Below are 19,319 nucleotides of genomic sequence, written 5' to 3' on the forward strand. Positions count from 1 at the left end.
GATGCCCACGCCCCCGGACCAGAGCCCGGCCGAGCCCGTGATCGACCTCAACGCCGATCTCGGTGAGGGCTTCGGCCGCTGGACGCTCACCGACGACGAGCAGCTGCTGTCCGTCGTGACCAGCGCCAACGTGGCCTGCGGCTTCCACGCGGGGGACGCGGCCACCATGCGGCGGGTCTGCGAGCTCGCCGCCGCGCGCGGGGTACGGATCGGGGCCCAGGTCTCGTACCGGGACCTGGCCGGGTTCGGGCGGCGCTCGATGGACGTGCCGGCCGCGGAGCTGGCGGCCGAGGTGGCGTACCAGATCGGCGCCCTCGAGGTCTTCGCACGGGCGGCCGGCGCGCGCGTGGCGTACGTGAAGCCGCACGGCGCGCTCTACAACCGGGTGGTCCGGGACGCGGAGCAGGCGGCCGCGGTCGTCGAGGGGGTCCTGCTCGCGGACCGCACGCTGCCGGTCCTGGGACTGCCGGGGTCACGCCTGCACGAGGCCGCGACGAAGGCCGGGCTGCCGGTCGTCCCCGAGGCCTTCGGAGACCGGGCCTACCGGGCGGACGGCACCCTGGTGCCGCGCGGGCAGCCGGGGGCGGTCGTCAGCGACCCGGACGCCGTGGTGGAGCGGTCGGTGGCCATGGCCCGGTTCGGGGTGGTCACGGCGCACTGCGGCAGTTCCGTCGCGGTGCGGCCGCGGTCGCTGTGTCTGCACGGCGACACCCCGGGCGCGGTGGACCTCGCCCGGCGGGTCCGTGAACGCCTGCGGGGTTCGGGTGTACGGGTGGAGGCCTTCGCGTGAGCCCCACCGCCCCGCGCGCGTTGCGCGTGGGCGACCGGGCGCTCCTGGTGGAGCTGTCCGGCGGCGAGGAGACGGAGGCGTTCCACGCGGAGCTGCTGCGGCGTCGGGCGGCCGGCGCTCTGCCCGCCGTCCGGGAGATCGTGCCGGCCGCGCGGACGGTGCTGCTCGACGGGGTGACGGACCCGGACCGGCTCGCGGCCGAGCTGATGGGCTGGGAGGTGGGGCCACTCCCCGCGCGCGTGGGCGGGGCGATCGAGATACCGGTCCGCTACGACGGGCCGGATCTCGCCGAGGTCGCCGCGCTGTGGGGCGTGTCCGTCGAGGCGGCGGTGCGGATCCACACGTCGGCCGAGTTCCGGGTCGCGTTCTGCGGGTTCGCCCCGGGCTTCGGCTATCTGACGGGACTCGACGAGCGGTACGGGGTGCCTCGGCGAGCCACTCCGCGTACGGCCGTCCCGGCGGGTTCGGTCGCCCTGGGAGGGCCGTACACGGGCGTGTACCCACGCTCCTCCCCCGGTGGCTGGCAGCTGATCGGCACCACGGACGTGGTGCTCTGGGACACCGGTCGGGAGCCGGCCGCGCTGCTGGCTCCGGGCACACGGGTCCGCTTCACGGCGGGGAGCGCCACGCCAGGGGGTGGACGATGACCGACCGCGCCGTCGTCGTGGTCCGGGCCGGGGCGCTGACCACCGTGCAGGACCTGGGGCGCACCGGGTACGCGCACCTCGGGGTGCCCCGCTCCGGCGCGCTCGACCCGGCGGCCGTACGCCTCGCCAACCGGCTCGTCGGCAACCCGGAGACCGCGGCTGTCCTGGAGACCACCGTCGACGGCTGCGCCCTGCGGCCCCGTTGCGCGGTGACCGTGGCGGTGGGCGGCGCGCCCTGCTCGGTACGGGTGGGCGGGCGCCCGGCCGCATGGGGAACCGCGGTCCGCGTGCCCGCCGGGTCCGTCCTGGAGGTCGGCGCGGCCACGCGCGGGCTGCGCGCGTACGTGGCGATCGGCGGCGGGATCGACGTCGAACCGGTGCTGGGCAGCCGGTCCGCGGACCTGCTGTCCGGTCTGGGCCCACCGCCGGCCGCCGAGGAGACGGTCCTGCCACTGGGACCGGACACCAGCACGGCGACGGCGGCACGGGGTGCGGTCGACGCTCCCCCGTGGCCCGGCCCGCCCGGCGAACTCGTCCTGCGGCTCCGGCTCGGGCCGCGCGAGGACTGGTTCACGGCCGCTGCGCTCCGGACCCTCGTCACGCGCGCGTACCGGGTGTCGTCGGCGAGCAACCGCATCGGGCTGCGTCTCGACGGCCCGGCCCTCGAACGGGCTCTGCACGGCGAGCCGGCGAGCGAGGGCATGGTCCTGGGCGCGGTCCAGGTCCCGCCGGACGGGCGGCCCGTGGTGTTCCTCGCCGACCACCCGACGACCGGGGGCTATCCGGTGGTCGGGGTGGTGCGGGAGGCGGACCTGGGCGCGGTGGCGCAGGCGGTGCCGGGCACCCCGGTGCGGTTCACGCCGGTGCGCTGAGGGTGTCCGGTCGGAGCGCCGGGGCCGGCCGGACCGGGCGGAGGCGCGTCGGTCGTCACTCCTCCTCGGGTGGCGGGCCGTAGCCACCGCCGCCGGGGGTGCGGAGGACCAGGACGTCGTCGGGGCCGACCTCCGTGGTGGCCGCGCCGCCGAGGTGCTCGACGGTGCCGTCCGCGCGTTCCACGAGGTTCTCGCCGAGGGCGCCCGGTTCGCCGCCCGCCATGCCGTACGGCGGGACCCTGCGGTGTCCGGTGAGGAGGGCCACCGTCATCGGCTCCAGGAACCGGATGCGGCGCTCGACCCCGTGTCCGCCCCGCCAGCGGCCGCGCCCGCCGTCGTCCTCCCGTACGGCGAAGGCGTCGACCCTGACCGGGTGGCGCCACTCCAGGATCTCGGGGTCGGTGAGCCGGGAGTTGGTCATGTGGGTCTGGACGGCGTCGGCCCCGTCGAAACCCTCGCCCGCGCCGGAGCCGCTGGCGACCGTCTCGTAGTACTGCACGCGCGCGTTGCCGAAGGTGACGTTGTTCATCGTGCCCGAGCCCTCGGCCTGGACGCCGAGGGCCGCGTAGAGAGCGCCCGTGACGGCCTGGGAGGTCTCGACGTTCCCGGCGACGGTGGCGGCCGGCGGTTCCGGCGCGAGCATGGAGCCGGGCGGGACGCGGACCTCCAGCGGCTCCAGGCAGCCGCTGTTGAGCGGGATGTCCTCGTCGACGAGGGTGCGGAAGACGTACAGGACGGCGGCCATGACGACGGCGGTGGGCGCGTTGGCGTTCCCGGGCAGCTGCGGGGAGGTCCCGGCGAAGTCGATGACGGCGGAGCGTCGTTCACGGTCGACGCGGACGGCCACCTGGATGACCGCGCCGCCGTCGGTCTCGTAGCGGTACGCGCCGTCGTCCAGGCGGGCGACGATGCGGCGCACGGACTCCTCGGCGTTGGCGCGGACGTGCCGCATGTAGGCCCGCACGACGTCGAGCCCGAACTCGTCGACGGTTCGGCGCAGCTCCTCGATGCCCTTCTCGTTGGCGGCGATCTGGGCGCGGAGGTCGGCGAGGTTGGTGTCCGGGTCACGGGAGGGGTGGGAGGCGCCGGTGAGCAGGGCCCGTGTCTCGGCCTCGCGCAGGTGTCCGTCGCGTACGAGCAGCCAGTTGTCGAAGAGGACGCCCTCCTCGTCGACGGTCCGGCTGAAGGCGGGCATGGAGCCGGGGGTGATCCCGCCGATCTCGGCGTGGTGGCCGCGTGAGGCGACGAGGAAGCGGAGTTCGGCCCCGGACGCGTCGAAGACCGGGGACACGACCGTGACATCGGGCAGATGGGTGCCGCCGTGGTACGGGTCGTTGATCGCGTACACGTCGCCGGGTCGCAGGTCGTCGCCGCGTCGCCGCAGGACCTCCTTGATGGACTCGCCCATGGAACCCAGGTGGACGGGGATGTGGGGCGCGTTCGCGATGAGGTTGCCCTCGGCGTCGAAGAGCGCGCAGGAGAAGTCGAGGCGTTCCTTGATGTTGACGGACTGGGAGGTGTTCTCCAGCCGGACACCCATCTGCTCGGCGATGGCCATGAAGAGGTTGTTGAAGACCTCCAGGAGGACGGGGTCCACGTCCGTGCCCGCCGCCACGCGCGCGGGGCGGGGGGTGACCCGGTGCAGGAGGAGGTGTCCGGTGTCGGTCGCGGTGGCCCGCCAGCCGCTGTCGACGACGGTCGTGGCGTCGGCCTCGGCGACGATCGCCGGCCCGTCCACGGCGCTGCCCGGCCGCAGTTCCGCGCGCCGGTGGAGGGGAGCGTCATGGGGGGCGCCGGCGCTGAACATCCGTACGGTCGCGTGCGGGGCGGGCCTGCCGACGCGGCCCTCCGGGTGCCCGTCCGCGTCGGCGGAGGGATCGGCGGCGGAACCGGCTGCGGGGTCGGCGGTGGGGTCGGTGTGGACGGGTCCGTGCGGCCCCGCCCGGCCGACCGCCTCCACGGAGACCGCCTCCACGACCAGCGGCCGGTCCATGGTGAAGGCGTACCGCGCGCGGTGCACCGCCGTGAACGCGGCTTTCAGGTCGTCCGGGGAGGCGAGGTCGACCTGGAGGCTCGCATCGGTGCCCGCGTACCGCAGGAGTACGCGCGCGTGGATGGTGACCGCCTCGTCCGGCAGGCCGTCGGCACGGAGCTCCGCGCGCGTGCGGTCGGCGAGTTCGGCGCAGAGGGCCGTCACGCGCGCGGGGGTGCCGGGCGCGTCGAGCTCCGCCTCGACGGACCGTTCCCGCATGGCGGTGGCGTCGGCGAGCCCGATGCCGTACGCGGAGAGCACTCCGGCGAGCGGGGGGACGAGCACGGTGTCGACGCCCAGGGCGTCGGCGACGGCGCACGCGTGCTGACCGCCCGCGCCGCCGAAGCTCGTGAGGGCGTAGCGGGTGATGTCGTGTCCGCGCTGGACGGAGATCTTCTTGACGGCGTTGGCCATGTTGAGGACGGCGATCTCCAGGAAGCCCGCGGCGACCTCCTCGGGGGTGCGGCCGCCGCCGACCTCCTCCGCGAGGGCCGTGAACCGCTCCCGTACGACGTCGGCGTCCAGGGGCAGGTCGCCGCTCTCGCCGAACACGGCGGGGAAATGGGCGGGCTGGACGCGGCCGAGCATGACGTTGGCGTCGGTGACCGTGAGCGGTCCGCCCCGCCGGTAGCAGGCGGGGCCGGGGACGGCGCCCGCCGAGTCGGGGCCCACGCGGTAGCGGCGTCCGTCGAAGTGCAGCACCGACCCGCCGCCCGCCGCGACCGTGTGGATGCTCATCATCGGCGCCCGCATCCGCACCCCGGCCACCTGTGTACCGAGTGCACGCTCGAAGGCGCCAGCGTAGTGCGACACATCGGTGGAGGTGCCGCCCATGTCGAAGCCGATGACCCGGTCGTGGCCCGCCTGCGCCGAGGTGCGGGCCATGCCGACGACGCCGCCGGCGGGTCCGGACAGGACGGCGTCCTTGCCCCGGAAGTGCGCCGCCTCGCGCAGTCCGCCGTTGGACTGCATGAACATGAGGCGGATTCCGGCGAGTTCGTGGGCGACCTCGTCGACGTACCTGCGGAGGATCGGTGAGAGGTAGGCGTCGACGACGGTGGTGTCCCCGCGCGGGACGAGTTTGATCAGCGGGCTGACCTCGTGCGATGAGCTGACCTGGGTGAAGCCCGCGTCGCGTGCGATCGCCGCGATCCGGGCCTCGTGCTCCGGATGGCGGTAGCCGTGCAGGAGGACGACGGCGGCCGAGCGGAGTCCGCCGCGGTGGGCGGCGGCGAGCGCCTCGGCGACGGCCGGTTCGTCCAGCGGCCGGAGGACGTGACCGTGGGCGTCGACCCGTTCGGGGGCCTCGATCACGCGCGCGTAGACCGCTTCGGGGAGCACGATGCGGCGGTCGAAGAGCCGGGGCCGGTTCTGGTAGGCGATGCGGAGTGCGTCCCGGAAGCCTTGAGTGACGACGAGGACGGTCGGCTCGCCGCGCCGCTCCAGGAGGGCGTTGGTGGCGACGGTGGTGCCCATCTTGACGACGGCGATCCGGGCGGCCGGGACGGGTTCGCCGGGCCCGAGGCCGAGGAGGAGGCGAATCCCGGCGACGGCGGCGTCGTCCTGCCGGGCCGGGTCGTGGGAGAGCACCTTGCGCGTGACGAGCCGGCCGTCGGGACGTCGGCCCACGATGTCGGTGAAGGTGCCACCCCGGTCGATCCAGAACTCCCAGCGCCCGTTCATCTCCCCATTGTGGCCGCGAGAGCCGCGGCGAGGGCGTCGTCCGCGCGCGCGTCGAGGGGCGCCGTGCCGGTGCGGTCGGCCCAGTGGCGCAGTTCCGCGCCGGCGAGCAGCAGCAGCTGCGGGAGCAGGTCGTGGCTGCGCCGGAGGAGCCAGCCGGTGCCTTCGGTGGCGAGCCAGAACGCGGCCTTCGCGCGGCTCGGCGGCCGCTGCGTCGGCTCCCGCGCGGGAGCGGCGCCGTGGGCGAGTCCCCGGCCGGCGAGCAGCCGGTGGAAGCCCTCGGCGACGGCCCGGTGCCCCCGCTCGCCGGGGTGCAGCCGGTCGGCGCTCCACAGCGTGCGGTCCTCGGTCCAGGTGTCGTCGGCGAGGTGCAGATGGACGGCTCCGTACCGGGCGGACAGGGCGTGCACGACGGCGTTGACGGACCGCTGGCGGCGGGCGAGCGGGCGCGCCAGCGGGGGCGGCAGGCCGAGCATCCGGCCCGGGTCGGGCAGACAGGCGGTCAGGAGTACGGCTCCGGCGGCGTCGAGGTCGGCGCAGACGCGGCCCAGATGGCGGGCGAGCACGGCGATGTCGAAGGTGCGGCGCAGGGTGTCGTTGACCCCGACGACGACGGAGGCGAGGTGCGGCCGGAAGGCGAGGGCGCGGGGCGCCTGCCGGTCGGCGACGTCGCCGCTGAGGGCGCCGCTCACGGCGAGGTTCAGGAACGCCGTGTCCTGTCCCTCGGCCGCGAGCCCGTCGGCGAGCAGCTGCGCCCACCCCCGCCAGGCACCGTCCACCCGGTCGCCGACGCCCTCGCTGAGCGAGTCCCCGAGCACGACGAACCTGAGGGCGCCGGCGGGAGCCGTACGGGGGCGCGGCGGGGGTACGCGCGCGGGGGCGGGCGGAGCGTCCGGGGCGGCGCACGGGACGAGACCGCCCGGGCCGTCCGGGCCGTCTGCGGCGGCGCACGGGACGAGCCCGCCCCGGACGGACGCGTGGTTCGCATCCACGACCGCGGCGGACGCCGGGCCGGGAACCGCGACCGGGACGGGCGCCCGGTCAGGTGTCATCGCTGTCATCGCCGCACCTCCGCGGGGAGGCGCGACTCCACGACCGGGAGGGCGTCATGGGCCCGGAGGAAGGCGGTGACCGAGCGCTCCCAGGTGAAGACCTCCGCACGCGCGCGTGCGGCCCGACGGCGGGTGGTCTCCGGCGCCGCGAGGAGACCCCGTACGGCGGAGGCGAAGGCTCCCGGGGTGTCCACGGCGGCTGCCCCCGCCGTGCCGACGACCTCCGGGAGCGCGGAGGAGGCGCTGACGACGACGGGGGTCCCGCAGGCGAGGGCCTCGAGGGCGGAGAGACCGAACGTTTCGGCAGGCCCCGGCGCCAGGCACACGTCGGCCGCCGCCTGGAGGTCCGCCAGGGCCTCGCGGTCGGCGACGTGTCCGAGGAAGCGCACCGGGAGCCGCCGCTCGCGCGCCCGCCGCTCCAGGGCGCCCTTCAGCGGCCCGTCGCCCGCGACCACCAGCGCCGCCTCGATGCCGGCGTCCCGCAGCTCGGTGAGGGCGTCCAGGGCGGTCCCGGGCCGCTTCTCGACGGAGAGGCGCGAGCAGAGCAGCAGAAGCACCCGCTCCCCGTCCGCGTGCCGGGCGCGGAGCGCGGCGCTGCGGCGGTCGGGCCGGCAGCGCTCCAGATCCACGCCGAGCGGGGCCCGTACGACGTTGCGCGCCCCGATCCGTACGAACTCCCGCTCCGCCCACTCGGTCGTGCAGACGATCCGCGCGAACGCCCAGGCCGTGCGGCGGTTCAGCCGGTCGGCCGCGCGGGCGGCGAGGACGGGCGGCACGCCCCAGGTGCGCAGCACGCCGTCGGCGGTCTCGTGGGAGACCATCACCGAGGGCACGCGGGCGCGTCGCGCCCACTCCCCCGTCCACCGCAGGGTCGTACGGTCCGAGACCTCGATCCGGTCCGGCGCGAGGTCGTCGAGGAGGCGGCGGACGCGTCGCCTGTCGGCGAGGACCCGGTAGCCGCCGGTGCCGGGAAGCAGCGGTCCCGGGAGGGTGACGACCCGGCCCTGTGCGGTGTGGACATCGCTCTCGACGTCGCCGGGGACGATGAGGACGGGTTCGTGCCCGGCCTCCCGGTATCCCCGGCCGAGCCGGTCGAGGGCGGTGCGGAGGCCGCCCGACGTGGGTGTCACGAAGTTGGCGAGCCGCACGATGCGGAGCCCGCCGCCGTTTCCGTCGCCGCTCATGCCGCCACCGCCGTCCGCTCGCGCAGGACCTCCAGGTAGTGCCCGATCAGCTCGTCGCCGAGGGCCTCCCAGGTGCGGCCCTCGACGGTGGCCCTGCCGGCCCGGCCGTACGCGGCGCGGAGGCCGGGTGACGCCGCGAGCGCGGCCACGGCCTCGCGCAGCGCCTCCGGGTCACCCGGCGGTACGAGCTGTCCGGTCCGCCCGTGGTCGACCAGGTCCAGGGGGCCGCCGGCGGCCGGGGCGATGACGGGGACACCGCTCGCCATCGCCTCCTGGACGGTCTGGCAGAAGGTCTCGAACGGGCCGGTGTGGGCGAAGACGTCGAGCGAGGCGAAGATCCGGGCGAGGTCGTCGCCGGTGCGGCGGCCGAGGAACCGGGCGTCCGGCAGGGCGCTGCGCAGCGCAGGCCCGCTCGGGCCGTCGCCGACGACCACCAGGCGCACGCCGGGGAGCCTTCCGGCTCCGGCGAGGAGATCCACGCGCTTCTCGGGGGCGAGGCGGCCCACGTAGCCGACGAGGAGCTCTCCGTTCGGGGCGAGTTCCTCGCGCAGGGCGTCGTCGCGCAGCTCGGGGCGGAAGCGGACGGTGTCGACCCCGCGGCCCCAGAGCCGTATGCGGCCGATGCCGTGGGCCTCCAGGTCGCGGACGGCGGCGGAGGACGGGGCGAGGGTGCGGTCGGCCGCCCCGTGGACGGCGCGGAGGCGGCGCCAGGCGGCACCCTCGCCGGTTCCCACGTAGGTACGGGCGTAGCCGGCGAGATCGGTCTGGTAGACGGCGACGGCGGGGATGCCGAGACGGGTGGCGGCCGTCATCCCGCGCACCCCGAGGACGAAGGGTCCGGCGAGGTGGACGAGGTCGGCGCGGTGGGCGGCGATGGCCGCGGCGACACGACGGCTGGGCAGGGCGACGCGTACCTGCGGATAGCCGGGCAGGGGAAGGGAGGGCACCCGGACGACGGCGCAGGGGGCGTCGGAGTCCGCGGCCGGGTCGGCGACGGCGGGGGCGATGACGAGCGGGGTGTGGCCCCGCCGGACGAGGTGGCGCGCGGTCTGCAGGGCGCAGTGCGCCACACCGTTGACGTCGGGAGGGAAGGATTCGGTGACGATGACGACACGCATACGGGTGTTGTCGTCGCGCTCGGCGTGCCCCCGCCGACGTCGATCTGGACGGGGAGGGAACGTCCCATGAGCGTTTCGCGCGGGGCGTGCGCCGGGCCGGGAACGATCAAGCGCGGGGGGCTGCCGCCGGGCTCACGGAGGACGGACGGCACCGGTCACGCACGAGGCGCCCGGCGGCCCGGTTCGCCACGGACCTCGGCCGGTCCTCCGGGGCGGGGCCTCGCGCGGCGGGTTCTCCGCCGGGGGCCGCGCCGCCCCGGAGCCGGGTGGCGGGGGACGACCGGGTCCGACCGGTGGGGCCGGACCTCGACCGGGCCGCTTCAGACCTGGAGGTCCGGCCCTATGCGGTTGCGTACCGCGGTCTGGACCTCGACCTCCTCGGCCGGGTCCGCCGCGAGGCGGCGCAATCGTTCGGCGACGCGCACGTCACCGGTCTCGGCGTGCTGGGCCGCGACCTCGCGGGTGGTCTCCTCGCAGTCCCAGAGGCATTCGACGGCGAAGCCGGTCGCGAAGGTGGGGTCGGTGGCGGCGAGGGCGCGGGCCACGCGCCCGCGGAGCTGGGACGAGGCCGTCTCGCGGTAGACGTGGCGCAGCACGGGGGCCGCGCAGGCGATGCCGAGGCGGCCCGCGCCGTCCACGAGCCCGCCGAGCGCGGGCGCGTCGGGGCCTTCGGAGCGGATGGTGTCGCGGAGCGCGCCGAGGACGGAGGGGGAGTCCTGGGCGGTGCCACGGCAGGCGAGTACGTCGGCGGCGGCCGCGCCGAGGGCGTCTGTCCGGCGGACCCACGCGCGGGCGCGGGCGACGGCGTCCTCTCCGCACATGCGGCGGTACGCGGCGACGGCGGCCTCGGCGACCTCGCTCGAGTCGCCGTCGGCGGCGGCCTCGACGAGGTCGAGGACGGCGGGGTCCCGTGACTCGGCGAGGTGGTGCAGGGCCGCGCCCCGGGCTCCCACCGAGCCGTGCCGGGCCGCGGCGAGGAGTTCGGGCCGGTCCTCGGGGCCTGCGACGGCGGTGAGGCAGCGGGCGGCCGGGCCGTACAGCACGGCTCCGCGCTCGTATCCCTCCTGCGCCCAGTCGAGGACGGCGCGCACGCTCCAGCCGGGGCGGGGACCGGCGGGGCGCATCTGGCGCTGCCAGCGGTCGAAGGAGCCCTGTTCCTGGGCGGCCCTGACCCGGGCGCCGACGGCGTCGCGCTGGTCCTCGGCCCACAGTCGCCAGGGGCGGGGCTCGAAGGCGTCGCGTACGACACCGGCCAGCTCGGCGTCGCCCTCGGCGTCGGCCGGGAAGCGGGCCAGCACGGGGACGGCGAGCGCGCGGAGGCCGGCGTCGTCGTCGCGGAGCGCCAGCTCGTCGAGGGCCCAGGCCCAGTTGGTGCCGGTCGCCGCGTACCGCCGGAGCAGCAGCAGGGCGTCCTGGCGTCCGTAGGAGGCGAGGTGCCCGAGGACGGCGAGCGCGAGCCCGGTCCTGGACTCCTCGGTGTCGAGGATGTCCTCGGCGCCGAAGAGGTGCGCCTCGATCTCGTCGAGACCTCCGTGGAGGTCCAGGTAGAGACGGGCGTAGTAGAGGGAGCGGTTCTCGACCTGCCAGTCGTGGCGGGGGTCGTCGAGAACGCAGTGGTTGAGGGCCGCGAGGGCCTCGGCGCGTGGCGCGGCGAGCGCGTGCAGGGTGCCGTCGCCGCGGCCCCGCTGCAGCAGGCCGAGCAGGGTGCCGCTCGGCGCTATGACTGGATCGAACATGGGGAGACGCCTCACATCAAGCTGTCGACACGACCGGGGGATACCGGGAAGACCCGGGTCGGGCGGTACATCGCCCGTACGCCTAGGCCGTGCGGCAACATGTCGGGCCGCTCGTCGTCCATCGCCTGCCAGTGACCATCTTCCTCAGCCTCTCGTCGGTGGCCCGTTTTGCCGGGCCCGACGTCATGATGACCCACCCATTTCGCCACCGCGACCACATTTACGACGCCGCTCTCACCTGGGGTTCAGCGCTCGTTCACCGGGATCCGAAGAGCTCGACGAGTTCTGCCTTGCCGAACATCCGCGCGGTGTCGAGGGCGGACGGAGTCCCGGCCTCCGGATTTGCGCCGCCGTCGAGGAGGGCCCGGACGACGGCGTCCTCGCCCTTGAAGACGGCTCCGGCGAGCGGGGTCTGGCCGCGGTCGTTGGCGCGGTCGGCGTCGGCACCGCGCGCGAGGAGGGCGGAGACCGCGGCGGCGTGGCCGTGGTAGGCGGCGAGCATGACGAGGGAGTCGCCCTTGTCGTTGGTGAGGTTCGCGGGGACCCCCGCGTCGACGTAGGCGGCCAGCGCGTCGGCGTCCCCGGTGCGGGCGAGGTCGAAGACCTTGGACGCCAGCTCGATGACCTCGGGGTCCGGAGTCTCGCTCATCGGGTGGGCCCGCCTTTCTCCTGCGTTGTCGGCCTGTGCACGGCAAGGGCGGCCGTACGAGTGAATCGACAGGGTACTGCCCGTCCGGTGACATGACCGCGCCCGGCCGAGGCAAAGATCAGGGCAGTCCGCCGTCGGCCGCTCCTCTAGCGCACGCCGGGCATTTCGCCACTCGACAGCCCGTTCGACGTCCGCCGGTCAAGTGAAATCGCCCGCTTTTCACTCTAATGCACCTTTAGTCACATAGATACTTGCTGTGAACTTGGAAGGACTCATGGTGACTGTCCCCTCAACCAGGAGAACAACCAATGATCCTGTCCATCTCAGGCGTGGTCCTGCTCGGCATCATCTGCTTCCTGTTCTTCAAGAAGGACGGGATGAAGGCCTCGCACGCCCTCGTCAGCGCGCTGTTCGGCTTCTACCTCGCGGGTACGGCCATCGCCCCGAGCATCACGGCAGGCGGGCAGAGCCTCGCCGGCCTCCTGGGCGGGATCAAGTTCTGACGCCCTTCCGTCCCTTCCACCACCTCAGGAGTACTTCGTGGCCCGGCGACCACTCCCCCGCATTCTGAGCAGCGGCAGCGCACAGATCGCTCGAAGTCGAGAGATCGCGCGCACGGCCGCCGACAGTGCCACCGACGTGCTCCATCCACTGATCACGGTCTCCCGTGGTCTGCGGAAGCTGGCCGCGTCCGCGCGAGCCAAGTGGGCCGCGACCCCCAAGGAACGGCGTGGACCGACGCTGCTCCTGGTCGCGGCCTGCGTCCTGGTCGTCGCGCTCATGCCGTACGGGCCGCTCCTCGCGCTCGTCACGCTCATGGCCGCGGCCGCGTGGAAGGGACGCGAGCGTCGGGTCGTCAAGACCGGGCCCGACGACTCCGAGGTCGCCCGGCTCAAGGGCCTGTACGAGGCCCTCGTGCCGTACTTCTCCGTCCCCGACGACCCGGCCCCGCTCTTCGCCCACGGCGGCGACTGGAGCGGCGCCTTCACGGAGTACGCCTTCGACGAGGACGGGCGTCCCACCCGACTGAAGATCGCCTACCCTGCGTACTTCACCGACGGCGAGCCCGCCGCACGCGCGCGCATCGAGCAGCTGCTGCACGCCAAGTCCGGGCGCGGCCGCGAGTACCGCTTCGACTGGGACGAGGAGGGCAACCGGCTCGTCATGAGCGTGCTGCCCGCCCTGCCCACCACCATCGCCGCCCAGCGCTTCGTCACCGTGCCGGGCGAGACCGTCCTGGGCTTCACCGACGCGGACGCCGTGCAGCGGACCGTGCCCGTGGTCGCCTCCGACGGCACGGAGGACGCCCCGGCCGTCGTCTGGCGCACCGGCCCCCGCTCCACCGAGCCGCACCTGCTGGTCGTCGGCCAGCCGGGCAGCGGCACCACGTCCCTGCTGCGCTCGATCGCACTCCAGGCCCTCCCCCACGGCGACGTACTGATCGTCGAGGGCGGTGGCACCGGCGAGTACGCGTGCCTCACCGGCCGCGACGGCGTCCTGGCCGTCGAGTGCGGGCTCTCCGGCGCGCTGGCCACCCTGGAATGGGCGGCGCACGAGACGGAACGACGGCTGATCGCCGCCAACCGGGCCCGGCAGGCGGGCCACCCGGCCCCGGAAGACACCCGACGACCGCTCTGGATCCTGCTCGACCGGCCGGGCGTCCTCGGCGACCTGGCGGCCGCCGACGGCCGTCCCGACCCTCAGGAACTGCTCCAGGTGCCGCTGCGGCACGGCCGCGCGGCCCAGGTCACGGTGGTGGTCGCCGAGCAGTTCGACAGCGTGGACACCCTGAGCGAGGCGGTACGGAGCCACACCAGGGCCCGGATCGTGCTCGGCCCCGCCGCCCCCGACCAGATCGCCGCCGTCCTCGGCACCGAGCCGCACACCACCCCGACGTCCCAGGTCCCCGCGGGCCGCGGCTACGCGCGGCTGGGCACCGGACCGGTCCTGCGCCTCCAGGTGCCGGCGACCCCCGACCCGTACGACGACGCGACGAGCGAGGCCCACCGCCAGGCGGTGCTCGAACTCCTCCCGGAGCGCCGGACGGCGACGACCATGCCGATCGAGACGGTCACCGTGCCGATCGAGAAGGCCACCGTGAAGAGCCCCGAACCGGCCCCGGCACCCCGCGCCGAGCCGGACCCGGGCCCCGCCCCGCTGCACGCCCCCGTCCCCGCGGAGGGCTGAGCGCCACGCGGGCGAGGAGGCCGGTACGGACCCAGGTCCGTACCGGCCTCCTCGTGTGACGCACGGTCGCGCGGGCGGCTACGCCACGAACGAGCGCGGCGGTTCCGTCCCCCCGCCCGCGCCCGACTCCACCAGCCGCGCCGCGGCGGCCAACCGGGCCGCCGCCTCGTCGGCGACCGGCCCGCCGACCGTGAAGGGCAGCCGGACGAAGCCCTCGAAGGCCCCGTCGACGCCGAACCGGGGACCCGAGGGGACCCGGACACCGACCCGCTCCCCCGCCTCCGCGAGCCGGGAGCCGGAGAGGCCACCGGTGCGGACCCAGAGGGTGAGGCCGCCCTGCGGCACCGAGAACTCCCACTCCGGGAGTTCCCTGCGGACCGCGGTGACGAGCGCGTCCCGGTTCTCCCGCGCCTGGTCGCGGCGGAGGGTGACGGCCTCCTCCCAGCCGCCGGTGCGCATGAGCCAGTTCACGCCGAGCTGTTCGAGGACCGGGGTGCCGAGGTCGGCGTACGCGCGCGCGGCCACCAGGGAACGGATGACGTCGGGCGCCGCCCGGACCCAGCCGATGCGCATGCCCGCCCAGAAGGCCTTGCTCGCCGAGCCGACCGTGAGGACGGTGGAGCCGGCCGGGTCGAAGGCGCAGACCGGCCGGGGCATCTCCAGGTCGTCGTCCAGGTGGAGCTCGGCCATGGTCTCGTCGACGACGAGGACGGTGCCGGCCGAGCGGGCGGCGTCCACGAGCTGCCTGCGCTGGTCCTCGTCGGCCAGGGCGCCGGTCGGGTTGTGGAAGTCGGCCACCACGTACGCGAGGCGGGGTGCCGCGTCGCGCAGCACCTGCCGCCAGCGGCCGATGTCCCAGCTGCCGAGTCCCTCGGACATGGCGACGGGCACGAGCCGGGCCCCGGCCTCCCGCATCAGCTGAAGGATGTTGGCGTACGACGGGGACTCGACCGCGATGCGCTCGCCGCGGCCCGCGAACAGGTGGCAGATGGCGTCCATGGCCCCCATGGCGCCGGTCGTGACCATGATCTGCTCGGGCATCGTGGGGATGCCGCGCCGGGTGTACCGGTCGGCGAGCATCTGCCGCAGCGCGGGCAGCCCCGCCGGGTAGTCGCCGTGCGTGTGGGCGTAGGGGGGCAGCTCCTCCAGGGCGCCCTGGACGCCCCGGGTGAGCCAGGGCTCGGGCGCGGGCAGCGCCGCGCAGCCGAGGTCGATCATCGAACCGAGCGCCTCAGGGGGCAGCGGTTCGAGTCCTCGCGCCGGCAGCGGGTTCCCGGCCGGCACGGCGGTCCAGCTACCGGCTCCCCGCCGTGACTCCAAGAAGCCCTCGGCGCGGAGCGCCTCGTAGGCCGCGGCCACCGTCGTGCGGCTCACGGTCAGGGAGAGGGCGAGTTCCCGCTCGGCGGGCAGCCGGGCGGCGACCGGGACCCGGCCCTCCAGGACGAGCAGCCGGATCCCGTCGGCCAGGGCGCGGTAGGCGGGCGGCTTCCGCGTCCCGGGTCCGGCGGGCCGCGGCTGCTGCGCCTGGAGCTGCCGGGCGAGCTGAGCCGGTCCTACCGCCGAAGTCCACTGGGCCATCGAAATCAGTCCACCTTCCTCGAATTGGCCATGGTTGGCACCCGTTCCACCGCCACAGAGTGTCATGAGCCAGTCCACTACCACCACCCTGGGGGGAAGAACCTTGTCCATCGCCTCCGGCCTCCACGGCCGGCACCTCACCCGTCGGCTCGTCCAGCTCTACGCGGGGCTGACGCTGTACGGGGTCAGCTCGGCGCTGCTGGTGCGCAGCGGTCTCGGTCTGGAGCCCTGGGGTGTGCTCCACCAGGGCCTCGCCGAGAAGTCGGGCCTGACCATCGGCGTGGTGTCGATCATCGTCGGGGCCGTGGTGCTGCTGCTGTGGATCCCGATCCGGCAGCGGCCGGGGCTCGGCACGGTCTCCAACGTGTTCGCGATCGGCCTGGCGATGGACGGCACGCTGGCGCTCGTCCCGGACGTCCACGGCATGGCGGGCCGGATCGCGCTGCTCGTGGCCGGCATCGTCCTCAACGGGGTGGCCACCGGCCTGTACATCGCGGCACGGTTCGGCCCCGGCCCCCGCGACGGCCTGATGACCGGGCTGCACCGGCTCACCGGCCGCTCGATCCGGCTGGTACGCACGGCGATCGAGGTCGCGGTGGTCGCCACCGGCTTCCTGCTCGGCGGCTCGGTCGGCGTCGGCACGGTGCTGTACGCGCTGGCCATCGGCCCCCTCGCCCAGTTCTTCCTGCGCTGGTTCGCCGTTCCCGAGCCGGACTCCGGCAGCACCGCGGTCGCCCCCGCGACACCGGAAGGCGCCATACTGCGGCGGTGACTCGCGTACGCCACCCCTACCTCGACCATCCCGCGCCCCTCCCGTTCGCCCACCGAGGCGGTACGGCGAACGGCCTGGAGAACACCGCGGCCGCCTTCCGCCGGGCCGCCGCAGCGGGCTACCGCTACTTCGAGACCGATGTGCACACGACCTCGGACGGGGCCCTCGTCGCCTTCCACGACGCGACCCTCGACCGGGTCACGGACACCTCGGGCCGGATCGCCGACCTGCCGTGGGCGGCGGTGCGGGAGGCCCGCGTCGCGGGCAAGGAACCGCTGCCGCTCTTCGCCGACCTCCTGGACGAGTTCCCGGAGGCCCGCTGGAACGTGGACATCAAGGCCGAGTCGGCGCTGCGTCCGCTGGTGGACCTGATCCGCGAGAGGGACGCCTGGGACCGGATCTGCGTGGGTTCGTTCACCGAGGCCCGGATCGCGCGGGCCCAGCAGATGGCCGGCCCCGGGCTGGCCACCTCGTTCGGGGTGCGCGGGGTGATCGGGCTGCGGCTGCGCTCGTTCGGCATCCCGGCCGCCGTGCGGGCCGGGGCGATCGCCGCGCAGGTCCCCGAGCGGCAGGGCGGCATCCCGGTGGTGGACCGCCGCTTCGTCCGGGAGGCGCACGCGCGCGGGCTCCAGGTCCACGTGTGGACGGTGAACGATCCGGCCCGGATGAACACTCTCCTCGACCTCGGGGTCGATGGCATCATGACCGATCAACTGGAGACGCTGCGCTCGGTGCTGACCGAGCGGGGTGTGTGGGTCTGAGCGCGCGTCCCGTTGCCTCCGGACCCGGATCACCGGGTCCGGTCACGGGGACGAACGAGGGGGCGCGGCCTTGACCGCTGGAACCACCGAACCGGAGGAGTACGCCTCCGATCCCGCCGAGCGAAAGCGGGAACAGCGGGGCTGGTACTTCTACGACTTCGCGTGCTCGGTGTACTCGACGAGCGTGATCACCGTCTTCCTCGGCCCGTACCTGACCTCCGTGGCGCGGGCGGCGGCCGACGCCGAGGGCTTCGTCCACCCGCTGGGCATACCCGTGCGGGCCGGCTCGCTCTTCGCGTACGCCGTGTCCGCCTCGCTCGTGGTCGCCATCCTGGTGATGCCGCTGGCCGGCGCGGTCGCGGACCGTACGGGCCGCAAGAAGCCGCTGCTCGCGACCGCGGCCTACGTGGGGGCCGCGGCGACGGCCTGCATGTTCTTCCTGGCGGGCGACCGGTACCTGCTCGGCACGTTCCTGCTGATCGTGGCGAACGCCTCCCTGTCGGTCTCGATGGTGCTCTACAACGCCTATCTGCCGCAGATCGCGGAGCCGGACGAGCGGGACGCCGTGTCCTCGCGCGGCTGGGCGTTCGGCTACACGTCGGGTGCGCTGGTCCTCGTCCTGAACCTGGTCCTGTACTCGGGCCACGACTCCTTCGGCCTCACGGAGGGCGAGGCGGTCCGGATCTGTCTGGCCTCGGCCGGCGTGTGGTGGGGCGCCTTCACCGTCATTCCGCTGCGGCGGCTGCGGGACCGGCGGCTCGGCCCGGCGGTCCGGGAGGGGGGAGCGGTCGGCAGCGGCTGGCGGCAGCTGCGGGAGACCCTCAAGGACATGCGGCGGCATCCGCTGACGCTCTCCTTCCTGCTCGCGTACCTGGTCTACAACGACGGCGTGCAGACGGTGATCTCACAGGCCTCCGTGTACGGATCGGAGGAGCTGGGGCTCGACCAGACCACGCTCATCACCGCCGTCCTGCTCGTGCAGGTGCTCGCGGTGGCGGGCGCGCTCGGCATGGGGCGACTCGCCCGGTCGTACGGCGCCAAGCGGACGATTCTGGGATCGCTGGCGGTCTGGACGCTGATCCTGGTGGCGGGCTATCTGCTGCCGGCCGGCGCGCCCGTGTTCTTCTTCTGTCTGGCGGCCGCGATCGGCCTGGTACTGGGCGGAAGCCAGGCGCTGTCGCGCTCGTTGTTCTCGCATCTGGTGCCGCGCGGCAAGGAGGCGGAGTACTTCTCGGCGTACGAGATGAGCGACCGGGGGCTCAGTTGGCTTGGTCCGCTGGTGTTCGGTCTCGCGTATCAGCTGACCGGGAGCTACCGGGATGCCATCATCTCCCTGGTGATCTTCTTCGTGGTCGGCTTCGCCCTGCTCGCCAGGGTGCCGGTGCGACGCGCGGTGGAAGCCGCCGGAAACCCGATACCCGACCGTATTTAGACGTGGCAGTGAAAGGGCGGTAGTGTACGCGTTTGGCCTGCCAGGCGGACCGTTACTGCGTGCTGCTTTGGTGAAGACACCGGGTCACATCTGCCGTCAGATGTGACAAAACGGGCACTGGTGGGTACAACAAGGGGCGGCACGACGGGCGACGCATGACCCGGCACGGGAATCTTTACCGCCGACCGGACGTTGACCGGATAACGACGACAGCGACACCTGTCCTGTGGGCGACAAGCCCGGGAGGCACGATTCATGAGTGAGCGAGCTCTTCGCGGCACGCGCCTCGTGGTGACGAGCTACGAGACCGACCGCGGCATCGATCTGGCCCCGCGCCAGGCCGTGGAGTACGCATGCGAGAAGGGCCATCGTTTTGAGATGCCCTTCTCTGTGGAAGCGGAAATTCCGCCGGAGTGGGAGTGCAAGGTCTGCGGAATCCAGGCACTCCTGGTGGACGGGGACGGACCTGAGGAGAAGAAGGGCAAGCCTGCGCGTACGCACTGGGACATGCTCATGGAGCGACGCACCCGCGAGGAGTTGGAGGAGGTCCTCGCCGAGAGGCTGGCCGTCCTGCGTTCCGGCGCGATGAACATCGCCGTACATCCGCGCGACAGCCGCAAGTCCGCGTAGCGGACGCAGCGGTAGCACGAACAACGCCGCGGGGCCTGGTACACGAAGTGTGTACCGGGCCCCGCGGCGTTTCCCTGATGTCGGAGCCGGGGGGGGGGGGGGGGGGCGGAGGGGGGGGGGGGGGAGGGGGGGGGGGGGGGGGAAGGGGAGGGGGGGGGGGGGGGGGGGGAGCGGGGGGGGGGGGGAGGGGGGGGGGGGG

At 74.4% G+C, this 19,319-nt stretch carries 16 protein-coding genes; 9 read left to right on the plus strand and 7 right to left on the minus strand.

The annotated features are described in order from the left end of the window. Nucleotide 1 precedes the first annotated feature (1 nt). Genes ACZ4XX_RS33820 through ACZ4XX_RS33830 form a run of 3 tightly spaced genes read left to right on the plus strand, consistent with a single transcriptional unit; the run spans nt 2 to nt 2,309 of the window. On the plus strand, nt 2-790 hold the full coding sequence (locus ACZ4XX_RS33820; protein ID WP_468511683.1) for a LamB/YcsF family protein: 789 nt from the start codon (nt 2-4) through the stop codon (nt 788-790). Further along, nucleotides 787-1,437, plus strand: coding sequence for a 5-oxoprolinase subunit B family protein (locus ACZ4XX_RS33825; RefSeq protein ID WP_468511684.1), 651 nt, complete (start codon nt 787-789; stop codon nt 1,435-1,437). The genes ACZ4XX_RS33820 and ACZ4XX_RS33825 overlap by 4 nt, the downstream gene beginning before the upstream one ends. Then, the gene (locus tag ACZ4XX_RS33830; protein WP_468511685.1) at nt 1,434-2,309 is read left to right on the plus strand and encodes a 5-oxoprolinase subunit C family protein; all 876 of its coding nucleotides are present in this window, start codon (nt 1,434-1,436) and stop codon (nt 2,307-2,309) included. Before ACZ4XX_RS33825 ends, ACZ4XX_RS33830 begins: the two co-directional genes overlap by 4 nt. Nucleotides 2,310-2,364: 55 nt before the next feature. On the opposite strand, the gene ACZ4XX_RS33835 is transcribed toward ACZ4XX_RS33830, so the two are convergent. The 6 genes from ACZ4XX_RS33835 to ACZ4XX_RS33860 form a co-directional block, all read right to left on the minus strand. Then, nucleotides 2,365-6,024, minus strand: a complete 3,660-nt coding sequence (locus ACZ4XX_RS33835; protein ID WP_468511686.1) for a hydantoinase B/oxoprolinase family protein — start codon at nt 6,022-6,024, stop codon at nt 2,365-2,367. Next, nucleotides 6,021-7,082 carry an SGNH/GDSL hydrolase family protein gene (locus ACZ4XX_RS33840; protein WP_468511687.1) on the minus strand — a complete coding sequence of 354 codons (1,062 nt, stop codon included), beginning with the start codon at nt 7,080-7,082 and terminating at the stop codon, nt 6,021-6,023. Before ACZ4XX_RS33840 ends, ACZ4XX_RS33835 begins: the two co-directional genes overlap by 4 nt. Further along, on the minus strand, nt 7,079-8,257 hold the full coding sequence (locus ACZ4XX_RS33845) for a glycosyltransferase (protein ID WP_468511688.1): 1,179 nt from the start codon (nt 8,255-8,257) through the stop codon (nt 7,079-7,081). Before ACZ4XX_RS33845 ends, ACZ4XX_RS33840 begins: the two co-directional genes overlap by 4 nt. Then, nucleotides 8,254-9,375, minus strand: a complete 1,122-nt coding sequence (locus ACZ4XX_RS33850) for a glycosyltransferase family 4 protein (RefSeq protein ID WP_468511689.1) — start codon at nt 9,373-9,375, stop codon at nt 8,254-8,256. The genes ACZ4XX_RS33845 and ACZ4XX_RS33850 overlap by 4 nt, the downstream gene beginning before the upstream one ends. 320 nt (nt 9,376-9,695) lie before the next feature. Next, complete coding sequence (locus tag ACZ4XX_RS33855) at nt 9,696-11,111, minus strand: HEAT repeat domain-containing protein (protein WP_468511690.1); 1,416 nt, start codon at nt 11,109-11,111, stop codon at nt 9,696-9,698. 256 nt (nt 11,112-11,367) lie between these two features. After that, the gene (locus ACZ4XX_RS33860) at nt 11,368-11,760 is read right to left on the minus strand and encodes an ankyrin repeat domain-containing protein (protein ID WP_073919086.1); all 393 of its coding nucleotides are present in this window, start codon (nt 11,758-11,760) and stop codon (nt 11,368-11,370) included. 308 nt (nt 11,761-12,068) lie between these two features. Between ACZ4XX_RS33860 and ACZ4XX_RS33865 the strand changes: the two genes are divergently transcribed. Then, complete coding sequence (locus ACZ4XX_RS33865) at nt 12,069-12,263, plus strand: hypothetical protein (protein WP_015032212.1); 195 nt, start codon at nt 12,069-12,071, stop codon at nt 12,261-12,263. A gap of 37 nt (nt 12,264-12,300) precedes the next feature. Beyond that, nucleotides 12,301-13,947, plus strand: coding sequence for a hypothetical protein (locus ACZ4XX_RS33870; protein WP_468511691.1), 1,647 nt, complete (start codon nt 12,301-12,303; stop codon nt 13,945-13,947). A gap of 78 nt (nt 13,948-14,025) precedes the next feature. On the opposite strand, the gene ACZ4XX_RS33875 is transcribed toward ACZ4XX_RS33870, so the two are convergent. Then, nucleotides 14,026-15,525, minus strand: a complete 1,500-nt coding sequence (locus ACZ4XX_RS33875; protein WP_468511692.1) for an SCO1417 family PLP biosynthesis transcription factor — start codon at nt 15,523-15,525, stop codon at nt 14,026-14,028. 64 nt (nt 15,526-15,589) lie between these two features. Here ACZ4XX_RS33875 and yczE point away from each other — a divergent pair, with 64 nt between their 5' ends. From yczE to ACZ4XX_RS33895, 4 genes are all read left to right on the plus strand, one after another. Then, on the plus strand, nt 15,590-16,297 hold the full coding sequence (gene yczE, locus ACZ4XX_RS33880) for a membrane protein YczE (RefSeq protein WP_468511693.1): 708 nt from the start codon (nt 15,590-15,592) through the stop codon (nt 16,295-16,297). After that, nucleotides 16,294-17,058, plus strand: a complete 765-nt coding sequence (locus ACZ4XX_RS33885) for a glycerophosphodiester phosphodiesterase (protein ID WP_468511694.1) — start codon at nt 16,294-16,296, stop codon at nt 17,056-17,058. The genes yczE and ACZ4XX_RS33885 overlap by 4 nt, the downstream gene beginning before the upstream one ends. Nucleotides 17,059-17,128: 70 nt before the next feature. Further along, nucleotides 17,129-18,490 (plus strand): MFS transporter, encoded by a 1,362-nt coding sequence (locus ACZ4XX_RS33890; RefSeq protein ID WP_468511695.1) that lies wholly within the window; start codon nt 17,129-17,131, stop codon nt 18,488-18,490. Nucleotides 18,491-18,745: 255 nt separating this feature from the next. Next, on the plus strand, nt 18,746-19,120 hold the full coding sequence (locus ACZ4XX_RS33895; RefSeq protein WP_015032218.1) for an RNA polymerase-binding protein RbpA: 375 nt from the start codon (nt 18,746-18,748) through the stop codon (nt 19,118-19,120). Nucleotides 19,121-19,319 lie beyond the last annotated feature (199 nt).

The sequence above is a fragment of the Streptomyces sp. NPDC029956 genome, from assembly GCF_055574655.1.